The organism is Candidatus Accumulibacter vicinus, from assembly GCF_000584955.1.
GTDB classification, from domain to species: domain Bacteria; phylum Pseudomonadota; class Gammaproteobacteria; order Burkholderiales; family Rhodocyclaceae; genus Accumulibacter; species Accumulibacter vicinus.
In genome coordinates this window covers 29,177-42,547 of sequence record NZ_JDSS02000043.1, presented here as the reverse complement: position 1 = coordinate 42,547, position 13,371 = coordinate 29,177, and the positions used below count along the sequence as shown (strand labels likewise).

Sequence of the window (13,371 nt, the reverse complement as noted above, 5' to 3'; positions counted from 1 at the left end):
GCGCGCTGATTGCCAGGGAGCCCGCGCGCTGCCTTTACGTCGGTGATGACTTGCGTGACATCCAGGCTGGTCGGGCCGTGGGCATGGCCACGGTGGCGGTGCGCTACGGCTATCTTGGCGATGGCGACCCGATCGAGGCCTGGGGTGCCGATCATCTCGTCGAGGATGCTCGGGAGATCGCTGCGCTGGCTGGCATCCACTGATCCGTGTCGCGGGTGTCGTGATGCGTTACAGTGCACGTATGCCACGAACAGCCTTGATCCTTTTCGCCCATGGCGCACGTGACCCGGAATGGGCCGAACCGATGCGCCGCGTCTGTGCGGCAATGCGCGAACAGGCGCCCGAGCTGCGTGTCGAGCTGGCCTTTCTCGAGTTCATCAAACCCGATTTGCGCGCATGTGCCGAATCCCTGATCGCTGAATGCTGGGAACGCATTCTGGTCGTGCCGATGTTCATCGCTCGCGGTGGGCATCTGAAGCGCGATGTGCCGCTGCTGCTCGAAGAACTGCGACAGCACCATCCGCGGACGTGCTTTGAACTCGCACCTGCGATTGGCGAGGCCGAGCCCATCGTTCAGGCCATGGCCCGGCATGTACTAGCGCTCGCCAGTCGCTGATGCGGCGCGGCTGTCAGGTATGGTCAGCAGGCAAGCGCGCCTTGTGGTGATGCGCGTGCGAGTCTGCGTTCCTGACATCACCTTGTCGCCGATCGGTTATCTGGCGACGCCATTTCGGGACCGCTTCGGCATTCCTCGTCAGCCACGCCTGGCACCGCATGCGCGCGGCCAACTGCGCCTGCTGCGACCGTATGACCGGGAGGAAGCCGTGCGTGGCCTGGCGGCCTTCTCGCATGTCTGGCTCAGTGTTATCTTCCACCACTGCCGCGGCGATTGGCATCCGACGGTTCGACCGCCGCGGCTGGGAGGCAATCAACGTGTTGGTGTATTCGCCAGCCGCAGCCCGTTTCGCCCGAATCCCCTGGGGCTGTCACTGGTCGAACTGTTGTCCATTGAAACCCGTTCGGGGGTGGTATTGACTTTTGGCGGCGTTGACCTGCTTGACGGTACACCCGTCCTCGACATCAAACCATACCTTCCCTTTGTCGAGAGCGAGCCGGCGGCCCGCAGCGGTTTCGTCGAGGGTCCGCCGCCACAACTGGCGGTCGATTTCAGCGGGCAGGCGGCGATGCAATTGCGCCGGCACGAATCTCGCTGGCCGGACCTGGCGGCACTGCTGTGCGAGGTGTTGGCACAGGACCCGCGTCCGGCTTACGCCAGCGATCCGTTGCGACGCTATGGCTTGCGTCTTTACGATCTGGAAGTCAAATGGCGTTGTACGGGGATGCGGGTCGTCGTTGAGGAAATTGTGCCGGCTGTGGTCGACTGATGGCCCAGCCCGTGGGCAAAGCTTGCTGCGGACGGGTTGCGTCGGAAGCACGATGCAGGGCGAGATGGTGAGTGTTCCGATCCCCGCGCAGGGTCACGGCGCCAGGCGTTCGCGAATCCACTGCTGATCGCTGTCCAGACGGTAGCGCAGACGGTCGTGCAGACGACTCTTTCTGCCCTGCCAGAACTCCCAGGTATCGGGGCGCAGCCGGTAGCCGCCCCAGTGGGGTGGACGTGGCGGATGTAGCAGGAACTTCGCGCCATAGCGGGCGGCGTTGCCGACGAGTACGCTGCGGCTGGCAATCACCTGGCTCTGTGGACTCGCCCAGGCGCCAATGCGGGAATCGAGTGGGCGGCTGGCGAAGTAGGCATCGCTTTCGGCGGCACTCACTTTTTCGACGAAACCCTCGATGCGCACGACCCGCTCCAGGTCGACCCAATGAAACTGCAGCGCTGCCCAGGGGTTGGCAGCCAGTTCGCGACCCTTGCGACTGTCGTAGTTGGTGAACCAGGTGAGGCCATTTTCGTCATAGCCCTTGATCAGCACCACGCGGGTGGAGGGGCGCAGGCGGCTGTCTACCGTCGCCAGGGTCATGGCGTTGGGTTCGGGGACTTGCGCGCTGATCGCTTCGCCGATCCATTTTTCAAACTGTCTGAGGGGGTCGACGTGTGATGCGTCCTCACTGAGTTCGGCGCGTTCATAGCTTTTGCGGAGGTCGGCGAGCTTGGTCATCTTATGTACGAGGATGCAATGGGTGGGGCCCGGCAGGGCTGGATCATGCCGTGGCGGATTATCGTCGATGCGCTACCCCTGCAGCCAGTCCTTGCGCAGGGTGTTGCGTGTTCGCTGCAACTGCAGCTGGTGGCGATCCTTGGCCGGAGCGCCGAGTTGCACCGCGAATTCCATCAGTTCGTCGCGTCGAAAGGCGTGCATGTGGACCGTTTCGCCGGCTCGACGGCGACTCAACAGGCGATCGAGCGTCGATGGCGTGACTCGCAAGCCATCGATCGCCAGCAGCAGGTCACCGGCCGACAGTCCGGCGGCCTGCGCCGGGCTGCCTTCGTATACCGTCGTCAACCGGACCTCGCTGCCGTCGCTACCGGTTCTTGCGCCGAGTGACGGGGTTGCGGAATTTGCCGAACGCTTCAGCCGGATGCCAAAGGGCTTCAGCAGTCGCGCCAGGTCCATATCGGTCGTGCCATGTACGGCTTCGGCAAAAAAGTGTTCGAGGTCGAGGCCGGACAGTTCTTCGGCGAGCATCCGGATGTCCTCGTCGCCAATGCCGCAGCGCTGCTCACCCTGGCCATGGCGGTGCCAGAGCGCGCGCATCACGTCGTCCAGTGAAATCCGGTTGCTGGTCTCGGCGCGCAGCTTCAGGTCGAGTGCCAGCGCCACCAGCGATCCCTTGGTGTAGTAGCTGACCACCGCATTCGGGGTGTTCTCGTCCGGCCGGTAGTATTTCGTCCAGGCATCAAAACTCGACTCGGCAAGTGTTTGCCGCTGCCGACCGGGGTTATTGTGGACCTTGTCGATCGTCCTGGCGATCAGGGCCAGCCAGTCTTTCAACGGGATCAAGCCGCAGCGTAGCAGCGCCAGGTCGTCGTAGTACGAGGTGAAACCCTCGAAGGCCCAGAGCAGGGTGGTGTAGTTCTCGGCATCGAGATTGTAGGACGAGAATGCAGCGGGCTGGATGCGCTTGACGTTCCATGCGTGGAAATACTCGTGGCTGCACAGACCGAGAAAGCTGCGATAGCGCTCCGGTGTACCGCGCATGCCCGAGTAAGGCAGATCGTCGCGGGCGCAGAGCAGTGCCGTCGAGGCACGGTGCTCAAGTCCGCTATACGCATCGTCGACGGCCGTGACCAGGAAAACGTAATGTGGCATCGGTGCCGGTTCGCCGAAGAAGCGGATTTGCCATTCACAGAGGCGCTGCAGGTCGTTGGTCAGGCGCGCCAGGTCACAGTCATGACGTCCGCTGATGGCAATTTCGTGCGGGACACCGCAGGCCGTGAATGTGGCCAGCGTGAAGGTGCCCATTTCGACCGGGTGATCGATCAGTTCGTCATAGTTGGCGGCCCGGTAGAGGCCGAAAGTGTGTCGTCGGGCAGTCTGGTCGCATGCCGAAGTGAGGGCTGTGGCGACACGCCAGGCTTTGAAGCCCCTGCCGATCGGCCGTTGGATATCGACCAGACACGGCAAATGTTCGTGACCGATGGCGCGCAGGAATACGCTGCTGCCATTGAAAAAAGCGTGCGTCTGGTCGACATGCGCAGCGCGTACCGAGAGATCCCAGGCGTAGACCTCGCAGATGACGGTGAGCGCCACACCCTTGCCGACCGGCGCAGCCTGCCAGCTGTGTTTGTCGATCTTGGTGAGCGGTACCGCTTTGCCGGCAGCCTCGGCACGAATCGCAACGATGTGGCGCGCGAAGTCACGAATCAGGTAGCTGCCCGGGATCCATGCCGGTAGCGCGAAACGCTGCCCGGTCAGAGCGGGTGCGGCAAGCGTGCAGCGCACTTCAAGAAGATGCGCTGCAGGCTTGCTCGGACGAATGCTGTAGCAGATGTGCGCAGGCCTCATCGCTTGTCTCTGTGGGTCTGGTCAGGGTGTTGCCGGAATTGTACGGCTTGCGTGCGCTGCCATGCGCAGGCATGGGGTCAACATCGGGGCGATGCACCCGGGCCGTGGGAAAAGGCAACGATCATGACTTTGATGATCGGGGGGTGCCTGGAAAATTCATGACCGTTAGCATGGCCGCCAGCCGGGGGAACTTTCCTTTCATGACTGAATCATTATTCAATTGGTGCTTGGCTCCCTGCGCAAGTCATGCCAGAATCGAAGCATCCGGGAATCGGGGGACAACCTGATTTCCCTGGATTTGACCCATTAATTATCTGAAGACACATGGAGGAGACACAATGAGCCAACATTGCAGAGGTTTTATGCTGGCAGCAACGCTGTCGGCGAGCCTGCTGTCAGCACCGGTTCTAGCCCAGGAACTGAGCGGCACGCTGAAGAAGGTCAAGGAAACCGGAGTCATCACGCTCGGACATCGCGAGTCGTCGATCCCCTTCTCGTATTATGACGACAAGCAGCAGGTCATCGGCTATTCGCAGGAGATGATGATGAAGGCGGTCGACGCCATCAAGGCGGAGCTGAAGCTGACCAAGCTGGAGACCAAGCTGATGCCGGTGACCTCGGCGAACCGCATCACGCTGGTCCAGAACGGCTCGGTCGACCTTGAATGCGGTTCGACTACCAACAACACCGAACGTCAGAAACAGGTCAGTTTTTCCAACACCATCTTCATCATCGGTACTCGCCTGATGACCAAGACCAACTCCGGGATCACCGATTTCCCTGACCTGGCGGGCAAGAATGTCGTGACCACTGCCGGTACCACCTCGGAGCGTCTGCTGCGCAAGATGAACGAGGACAAGCAGATGAAGATGAACATCATCAGCGCCAAGGACCACGGAGAAGCCTTCCTGACCCTGGAAACCGGTCGCGCGGTCGCTTTCATGATGGACGACGCGTTGCTCTACGGTGAAATGGCCAAGGCCAAGAAAGCCAGCGACTGGATGGTGGTCGGCACGCCGCAGTCGTTCGAAGCCTATGGCTGCATGATGCGCAAGGATGACCCGGCCTTCAAGAAGGTTGTCGATGGTGCATTGGCCAAGGCCATGACTTCGGGCGAAGCCGAAAAAATCTACGCCAAGTGGTTTCTGCAACCGATCCCGCCGAAAGGCCTGAACCTCAATTTCCCGCTCTCCGAAGCCGTCAAGAAGCTGTACAAGGCGCCTAACGACAAGGCCTTCGAGTAAGTCTGGCCTGCCCCTGGAACAGCCCAGTCCGGGGGCCTGCCGGACCCTGGAATTCAACCAGAATGGACCACAAGCAAAGGAGAAACCATGCTGAATGAAACTGCAAGACGTTGGTTGATGGCGATGGTGGCGACTCTTCTCGTCTGCAGTGCGGCACTGGCTGCAGACAAGCCGAACATCGTGATCCTCGCCACTGGCGGTACGATCGCCGGTGCAGGCGCCGATGTCACCAACAGCGCCACCTATCAGGCGGCGAAGGTGCCGGTGGACAAGCTGATCGCCGGCATTCCGCAGTTGAACACGGTTGCCGCAGTGCGCGGAGAACAGGTCTTCCAGATTGCCTCGGAGAGCTTTACCAATGCCAATCTGGTGACTCTGGCCAAGCGTGTCGCAACGCTGGTCAAACAGAATGATGTGGATGGTGTAGTGATCACGCACGGCACCGATACGCTCGAAGAAACCGCCTACTTTCTCAATCTGGTGGTGCACACCGACAAGCCCATCGTCGTGGTCGGCTCGATGCGACCGGGAACTGCGATGTCGGCCGATGGCACGCTGAATCTGTTCAACGCGGTCAGTGTCGCGGCCAGCAAGGACGCGCGTGGCAAAGGCGTGCTGGTGACCATGAACGACGAGATCAACAGCGGTCGCGATGTCGCCAAGATGGTCAACCTCAGAACCGAAGCCTTCAAGAGTCCCTGGGGGCCGCTCGGGATGGTCGTCGAAGGCAAGAACTACTGGTTCCGTCTGCCCGCCAAGCGGCACACCAGCCATTCCGAATTCGACATCGAGAAAATCGACACGCTGCCGTCGGTCGAGATCGCCTATGGATCGGGCAATGCTTCCGATACTGCCTACCGCGCTTTTGCGGCCAATGGCGCCAAGGCGATCGTCCATGCAGGTACCGGCAATGGTTCGGTGAGCAGCGCCGTTGTGCCCAGTCTGCAGGAACTGCGCGGCAAAGGGATTCAGATCATCCGTTCTTCGCATGTCAATGCCGGTGGCTTCGTGCTGCGCAACGCCGAGCAACCCGACGACAAGTACGACTGGGTGGTCGCGCACGATCTCAATCCGCAGAAAGCACGCATTCTTGCCCTGGTGGCTTTGACCAAGACCCAGGACAGCAAGGAACTACAACGGATTTTCTGGGAGTATTGAGCTCGGTTCGGAAACCAGGGCAGGGCAGTCCAGGACTTTCCTGCCTATCATGGAAGTCGCGTCGGCGACTCACGAACCTCCCCTCGCCCGCAAGCTGGAGAGCATACAAAGGGCCGAGGGCGAGATGGGGAATTCGCGGAGCCTGTTCCGTGCCCGCTGAGCGCTTCCGGCGTGCTGGCCGGAATGTACCCTGCAAGGGAGGGTCACGGTCATGATTTTCATGATCGGGGGTGTCTGAAGTAGCCATGTCCGTTAGGAGAAGCATCGATGGGTTACAACTGGAACTGGGGAATCTTTCTGCAGCCGACGGCAACGGGCGACGATACCTATCTTGGCTGGATGTTCTACGGCTTCAAGATGACCATCGCCCTGTCGCTGTCGGCCTGGCTGATCGCGCTGGCGCTTGGCGCCGTGGTCGGCGTCCTGCGGACGGTCCCGAATAAATGGCTGTCGGGGCTGGCTACGGCCTACGTCGAGATCTTTCGCAACATCCCGCTGCTGGTGCAACTCTTCCTCTGGTATTTCGTGATGCCCGAACTGCTGCCAGAGGCTCTTGGCAATGCCTTCAAGCAGACCAACCCGATCATGCAGCAGTTTGTCGCCTCGATGGTCTGCCTGGCGCTGTTCACCAGCGCGCGTGTCGCTGAACAGGTGCGTTCGGGGATCAATTCGCTGCCGCCGGGACAGAAAAACGCCGGGCTGGCGATGGGCTTCACCTTGCCGCAGACTTATCGCTATGTGATGTTGCCGATGGCGGTGCGTTTGATCGTGCCGCCGCTGACCTCAGAGTTTCTCAACATCTTCAAGAACTCGGCCGTATGTTCGACGATCGGGCTGCTGGAACTGGCCGCCCAGGGCCGGCAACTGGTGGATTACACGGCGCAGCCCTACGAGTCGTTCATCGCGGTGACGATCGCCTACCTGCTGATCAATGTGGTGGTGATGTCCGGCATGCGCTGGGTGGAAGAGCATGTGCGTGTTCCCGGCTATCTTGGAGGCAAGTGAGATGCATGAATTCGACTGGTCTTCGATTCCCAATGCGCTGCCTTTCCTCTGGGAGGGCATGAAAATTTCCCTCAATATCACGGTCAGCGCGGTGATTTTCGGAATTGTCTGGGGCACCCTGCTGGCACTGATGCGCCTCTCGCCGATCAAGCCGCTGTCATGGTTCGCAGCCGGCTACGTGAATCTTTTCCGGGCCATTCCGCTGGTCATGGTGTTGTTGTGGTTTTTTCTGATCGTGCCGCATCTGCTGGAAAGCCTCTTCGGCTTCCCGCGCGGTTCGGACATGCGCCTTTCCTCGGCGATTGCCGGCTTTGCGCTGTTCGAGGCGGCCTACTACTCGGAGATCATTCGTGCCGGCATCCAGTCGGTTCCGAAAGGCCAGATGGGTGCCGCCAGCGCGCTCGGCATGACCTACGGCCAGGCGATGCGCCTGGTGGTGCTGCCACAGGCTTTCCGCAACATGGTTCCCTTGCTGCTGACACAGGGGATCATCCTCTTCCAGGATACCTCGCTGGTCTATGTTTCGGCCCTGGCCGACTTCTTCGGTGCGGCCTACAAGGTTGGTGACCGTGACGGGCGCCTGGTCGAGTTGCTGCTCTTTGCCGGTGCCGTTTATTTCGTGATCTGCTTCACCGCGTCGCGAATCGTTCGCCACTACCAGAACAAGCTGAAGACGGCCTGATGCCGCTTGCAGCAATGAATCGAGGAGACTTTCGTGATTACGATGAACAAGGTGAGCAAGCATTACGGTTCCTTCCAGGTCCTCGCCGACTGCACGACGCAGGTGCACAAGGGCGAAGTAATCGTCGTCTGTGGTCCGTCTGGTTCGGGCAAGTCGACACTGATCAAGTGTGTCAATGGCCTCGAACCCTTTCAGAGTGGTGAAATCATCGTCAATGGCGTGTCCGTCGGCGATCCGAAAACCAATCTTTCCAAGCTGCGCTCGACGGTCGGCATGGTCTTCCAGAATTTCGAACTCTTTCCACACATGAGCATCATCGACAACCTGGCCATTGCCCAGACCAAGGTGCTCGGGCGTACCCAGGAGCAGGCGCGCGAGAAGGGTTTCAAGTTGCTCGACCGGGTCGGCCTGCGCGCGCAGGCTGAGAAATATCCGGGTCAGCTTTCCGGTGGCCAGCAGCAGCGTGTGGCGATTGCCAGGGCGCTGGCGATGGACCCGATCTGCATGCTCTTTGACGAACCGACTTCGGCGCTTGACCCGGAAATGGTCAACGAAGTGCTCGACGTGATGACTGAACTGGCACAGGAGGGGATGACCATGATGTGCGTCACGCACGAGATGGGCTTCGCCAAACGCGTTGCCAGCCGGGTGATCTTCATGGATCAGGGTCGTATCGTCGAGGACGACAGCAAGGAGGCCTTTTTCGAACACGCTCGTTCGGAGCGAGCACAACAGTTTCTGGCCAAGATTCTGCACCATTGAGTATCGTCTGACTCCGGGTTTGCCTGGAGTGACACAGGCGTCAGTGGCCAGCAAGGCGGTACCCGATCGATTCGAGAGAAGGAGAACGGCATGGCACTGGTCAGCGAGTCCACACACAACCTGCGCCGCAACCTGCGCGAAATCGCCGAGCAGCAGCATCTTTCGGCGCGCATCGGCGAATTCCTCGATGGCTACTTCGTCGATGTGGAACTGGGCGGCGCCACGGATGCGAGTCCCGAAGAGCTTCTCGGGGCAGCAGTCCAGCATTTTCGGCTGGGCGAGGTGCGCGCGCCGCAACAAGCCGCAGCCGCTCTCTACACGCCGGATTTTGACCGGCATGGCTGGCACTCTCCGCACACCGTGATCGATGTCGTCACCGACGACATGCCGTTTCTGGTCGATTCGATCACCATGCTGGTGTACCACCATGGACTGGTGATCCATCGTTTGCTGCATCCTTTGCTGGGCGCCGAGCGCAGCGTCGATGGCAGGCTGCAGGCCACGCGGCCGCGTGGCGCTGCCGGCAGTCGGCCGGAATCCTGGATCCACCTCGAGATCGATCGCATTGGCGAGGCCGGGCTGATCGACACCCTGCATCAGGAAATTCTGGGGGTGCTTGCTGACGTGCGTGCGGCCGTCGAAGACGGCCCGACGATGCATGAGCGGATGCGCGAAGCACACACCGAGATGGCCGCCACGACGCTTGCCGGGGCTGACGAAGCCGCGGCGTATCTGGCCTGGATCGCCGCCAACAATTTTGTCTTTCTCGGTTATGCGGATTACCAGGCAGCTGTCGGCGACAGCAAGCTCGCGCGCGTTGCCGGTAGTGGACTCGGCATTCTCCGAAGCCCCGACCACCCCCGCTTTGGCCGTTGCCTGGCGGGAATTCCCGGCGTCGTCGCGGAACTGGCCAGAGATCCCCTGCCCGTGATTCTGGTCAAGGCAGACGCGCGCTCGACGGTTCATCGCTCGGCCTACCTCGATTTCATTGCCGCCAAGCGTTATGACGCCGGCGGCAATATCGTCGGATTACGTGCTTTCGTCGGACTCTACACGGCGCACGTCTACCATGTGGCGGCAACCGATGTGCCGCTGCTGCGACGCAAGATTGCCGCTGTACGGGAGGATCTTGGCTTCCTGCCGCGCAGCCATCGCGACAAGACCCTGCTCAACGTACTCGAAACCTATCCACGTGACGAGTTGATCGAAATCGCTCACCAGGATCTGGTCCGTATCGCCAGCGGCATCGTGTCCCTGCACGAGCGCGAACAGGTGCGCATCTTTTTGCGCGACGACGCCTGGGGGCGTTATGTTTCGGCGATCGTCTATATGCCGCGCGACCGTTTCGACACCACCATCCGCGAGCGCATCTCGGCGCTCCTTCATGAAAGCCTCACCGCCGAGCGCGTCGACTATTTTGTCATGCTCGGCGAGTCGCGGCTGGCACGTCTGCATTTCATCGCCCGTACGCCGGTTGGTACCAATTACCGCTACGATGCTGACGTGATCGAAAGGCAGGTGGCGCGCATCGTGCGCGGCTGGGCCGAAGAACTGAAACAGAATCTCGTCGGGCACTACGGCGAGGAGCGCGGCAATAGCCTGTTGCGTCGCTATTCGCTGGAACTGCCGCTGTCGTATCAGGAGCGGGTCACACCCGCTTCCGCGGTGTCCGACCTCGAGCGCCTGGAAGCCGCCGAACAGAGCGGTCGTGTCGAAGTGAAGCTGAGCGCAGCCCAGGGCGACGATGGGTCACACCAGCACCTGAAGCTGTTCCGTCGTGGCAGGCCGAGACCGCTGTCGGCGATTCTGCCGATCCTTGAGAACATGGGACTGACGGTACTCTCCGAACAGCCGTTCAGTCTGCCCAGGAGTGACCTGCACATTGCCGACTTTGCAGTGCGCTTGCCGCAGGCTGCAGCACTGGATGACGAAACGACCCGGCAATCCTTCATCGACCTGCTCGAGAGCCTGTTTCGCGACCAGGCAGAGAACGACGGTTTCAACCGCCTGGTCCTGCTGGCGGGTCTCGACGGGCGGCAGATCAGCATCCTGCGCGCCTACAGCCGTTACCTGCGGCAGGCCGGTCTGCCGTTCAGCCAGGCCTATGTGCAGCGCTGTCTGGCGACGCATTTCCGGATTACGCGGGCGCTGGTCGACCTGTTCGAAGCGCTCTTTTCTCCGGTAGCAGACGAGGCACGCGCCAGGGCTTTGTCCGATGAAGTCAGCACGGCCTTGTTGCAGGTCAGCAATCCTGATGATGATCGCATTCTTTCTGCGCTGCAGACGGTCATTGAGGCAACGCTGCGGACGAACGCCTATCAATCGGGCCATGATGGCCAGGCCAAGAGTTACCTGTCCTTCAAGTTCTCATCAAGGGACATCCCCTTCCTGCCTGCGCCGGCGCCGCTCTACGAAATCTTCGTCTACAACGAGCGGGTCGAAGGCGTGCACCTGCGCGGTGCCCGGGTAGCGCGCGGTGGCCTGCGCTGGTCCGATCGCATGGAAGATTTCCGCACCGAGGTGCTCGGTCTGGTCAAGGCGCAGATGGTGAAGAATGCAGTGATCGTTCCGCTGGGGTCGAAAGGGGGGTTCGTCTGCAAACGCCTGCCGGCGGCTGGCGAGCGCGAAGCCTTGCAGGCCGAGGGAATTGCCTGTTATTCGACCTTCATCCGTGGCCTGCTCGACCTGACCGACAACCTGGTCGACGGTCAGGTCGTGCCTCCCGATGGCGTGCGCCGTCGCGACGGCGACGACCCCTATCTGGTCGTCGCCGCCGACAAGGGAACGGCGACCTTCTCGGACATCGCCAACGGCATCGCCATCGAGTATGGCTTCTGGCTCGGCGATGCCTTTGCTTCAGGCGGCTCGGTCGGTTACGACCACAAGAAAATGGCGATCACCGCCAGAGGTGCATGGGAGGCGATCAAGCGGCACTTCCGGGAAATCGGTCTGGATACGCAGACGCAGCCGTTCACCGTCGTCGGGATCGGCGATATGTCCGGCGACGTTTTCGGCAATGGCATGTTGCTCTCTTCGCAAATCCGGCTGCTGGCTGCCTTTGATCACCGGCATATCTTTCTCGACCCGAACCCGGACCCGGCGCGCAGCTTTGCCGAGCGGCAACGCCTCTTTGCGTTGCCGCGGTCTTCGTGGGCAGACTACGATCCGGCGCTGATTTCCGCGGGCGGCGGCGTATGGTCGCGAACAGCCAAGTCGATCCCGTTGTCACCCGAGCTGTGCGCGTGGCTGGGCAGCACTGCCAGCCAGATGACGCCCCCCGAGCTGATCAAGACCCTGCTGCAGGCGCCGGTGGACCTGCTCTACAACGGCGGCATCGGAACCTACGTCAAGGCCAGCTCCCAGAGTCATCAGGAAGCCAACGATCGCGGCAACGACATTCTACGGGTCGATGCCAGCCAGCTCAAGGCGCGGGTAATCGGCGAAGGCGGCAACCTCGGCCTGACGCAGAAAGGACGCATCGAGTTTGCTCTCAATGGCGGCCGGATATTCACCGACGCAATCGACAACTCGGCCGGTGTCGATTGCTCCGACCACGAGGTCAACATCAAGATCCTGCTGGCCGGGCTGATCCGGCGTGGCGACATGACCGGCAAGCAGCGTGACGCGTTGCTCGCTTCGATGACCGACACGGTCGCGTCACTGGTGCTTGCCGACAACTATCAGCAGACGCAGGCGATTGCCCTCGAAGTGGCAGCCGGAGCGGGCCTGATTGAGGTGCATGGCCGTCTGATTCGCCACCTGGAGGCCCGCGGTGCCCTGCACCGCGGCATCGAATTCCTGCCTGATGACAAGGGTCTCGCCGAACGCGCGCAGCAGAAGCGCGGCCTGACCGCACCTGAGATCGCGGTGCTCCTGGCCTATGCCAAGATCACGCTCAAGGAAACCCTTCTTGAGTCGAGCTTGCCCGACAGCGAAGACGTGCATCAACTGCTGGTGGCCTACTTCCCGGCACCTCTGCTGGCGCATTGCCGCGAACTGCTGCCGGCGCATCCTCTGAGGCGCGACATCATCGCCACGCAACTCGTCAATCGTCTGGTGAATCGCATGGGAACGACCTTTGTCCTGCAGCTCGGTGACGAAACCGGCGCCTCGGCGGCGCAGGTGGCTGGCGCGTGGTATGCCGCCAGCAGCGTGCTCGACGCCGAAACGCTGTGGCAGGAGATCGAGTCGCTGGACCTGGTCGTCGACGCCAGCCGGCAACTGACGTTGATGACCGGGTTGCGGGCAATGCTGGCGGCGGCGACGCCGCTGGTGCTGACGCAGCATCTACGGGGTACTCGCATTGCTCAGTTGATCACCGAATACGGCAGTGCCGTCGTCGCAACCCTCGACCGCATTCGTCAGGGCAGGAGTGGCGCAGTTGCCATTACCGCGTTGATCGACGAGCGTGCGGCGATCGTGGCAGCGTTCGAGCGGGTGAATCTCGCGCGCGCCTGCGGCTACCCGTTGGACGACGTGACAGAAGCCCTCATCGTTCTCGAAAGGCAGATCGATCTGGACTGGCTGGCCGCTGCCGTCTCCCGTCTGCCAGCCG

At 61.4% G+C, this 13,371-nt stretch carries 11 protein-coding genes; 9 read left to right on the top strand and 2 right to left on the bottom strand.

The window, feature by feature from the left end:
- From CAPSK01_RS18485 to tsaA, 3 genes are all read left to right on the top strand, one after another.
- Nucleotides 1–203: HAD hydrolase-like protein (locus tag CAPSK01_RS18485; RefSeq protein WP_034930189.1), on the top strand; the 203-nt coding region annotated here is incomplete at its 5' end.
- 38 nt (nucleotides 204–241) lie between these two features.
- A complete protein-coding gene (locus CAPSK01_RS18480; protein ID WP_034930426.1) occupies nucleotides 242–616 on the top strand; it encodes a CbiX/SirB N-terminal domain-containing protein in 375 nt (124 codons plus the stop codon).
- A 19-nt stretch (nucleotides 617–635) separates the two neighbouring features.
- Nucleotides 636–1,385 (top strand): tRNA (N6-threonylcarbamoyladenosine(37)-N6)-methyltransferase TrmO, encoded by a 750-nt coding sequence (tsaA, locus tag CAPSK01_RS18475; protein ID WP_273704051.1) that lies wholly within the window; start codon nucleotides 636–638, stop codon nucleotides 1,383–1,385.
- A 93-nt stretch (nucleotides 1,386–1,478) separates the two neighbouring features.
- On the opposite strand, the gene pdxH is transcribed toward tsaA, so the two are convergent.
- On the bottom strand, nucleotides 1,479–2,117 hold the full coding sequence (pdxH, locus tag CAPSK01_RS18470; protein WP_034930186.1) for a pyridoxamine 5'-phosphate oxidase: 639 nt from the start codon (nucleotides 2,115–2,117) through the stop codon (nucleotides 1,479–1,481).
- 72 nt (nucleotides 2,118–2,189) lie between these two features.
- Entirely contained in the window at nucleotides 2,190–3,965 is a 1,776-nt protein-coding gene (locus tag CAPSK01_RS18465) for a PDZ domain-containing protein (RefSeq protein ID WP_034930185.1), read from the bottom strand.
- A gap of 362 nt (nucleotides 3,966–4,327) precedes the next feature.
- On the opposite strand from CAPSK01_RS18465, the gene CAPSK01_RS18460 reads away from it, so the two are divergent.
- From CAPSK01_RS18460 to CAPSK01_RS18435, 6 genes are all read left to right on the top strand, one after another.
- A complete protein-coding gene (locus CAPSK01_RS18460) occupies nucleotides 4,328–5,209 on the top strand; it encodes a glutamate/aspartate ABC transporter substrate-binding protein (protein ID WP_034930183.1) in 882 nt (293 codons plus the stop codon).
- Nucleotides 5,210–5,326: 117 nt separating this feature from the next.
- Nucleotides 5,327–6,367 carry an asparaginase gene (locus CAPSK01_RS18455; RefSeq protein ID WP_273704086.1) on the top strand — a complete coding sequence of 347 codons (1,041 nt, stop codon included), beginning with the start codon at nucleotides 5,327–5,329 and terminating at the stop codon, nucleotides 6,365–6,367.
- A 267-nt stretch (nucleotides 6,368–6,634) separates the two neighbouring features.
- On the top strand, nucleotides 6,635–7,372 hold the full coding sequence (locus CAPSK01_RS18450) for an amino acid ABC transporter permease (RefSeq protein WP_034930180.1): 738 nt from the start codon (nucleotides 6,635–6,637) through the stop codon (nucleotides 7,370–7,372).
- Between the two features lies 1 nt (nucleotide 7,373).
- Nucleotides 7,374–8,054, top strand: coding sequence for a glutamate/aspartate ABC transporter permease GltK (gene gltK, locus CAPSK01_RS18445; RefSeq protein WP_034930179.1), 681 nt, complete (start codon nucleotides 7,374–7,376; stop codon nucleotides 8,052–8,054).
- 33 nt (nucleotides 8,055–8,087) lie between these two features.
- Nucleotides 8,088–8,816 (top strand): amino acid ABC transporter ATP-binding protein, encoded by a 729-nt coding sequence (locus CAPSK01_RS18440; protein WP_034930177.1) that lies wholly within the window; start codon nucleotides 8,088–8,090, stop codon nucleotides 8,814–8,816.
- A gap of 90 nt (nucleotides 8,817–8,906) precedes the next feature.
- Nucleotides 8,907–13,371: NAD-glutamate dehydrogenase (locus CAPSK01_RS18435; protein WP_273704050.1), on the top strand; the 4,465-nt coding region annotated here is incomplete at its 3' end.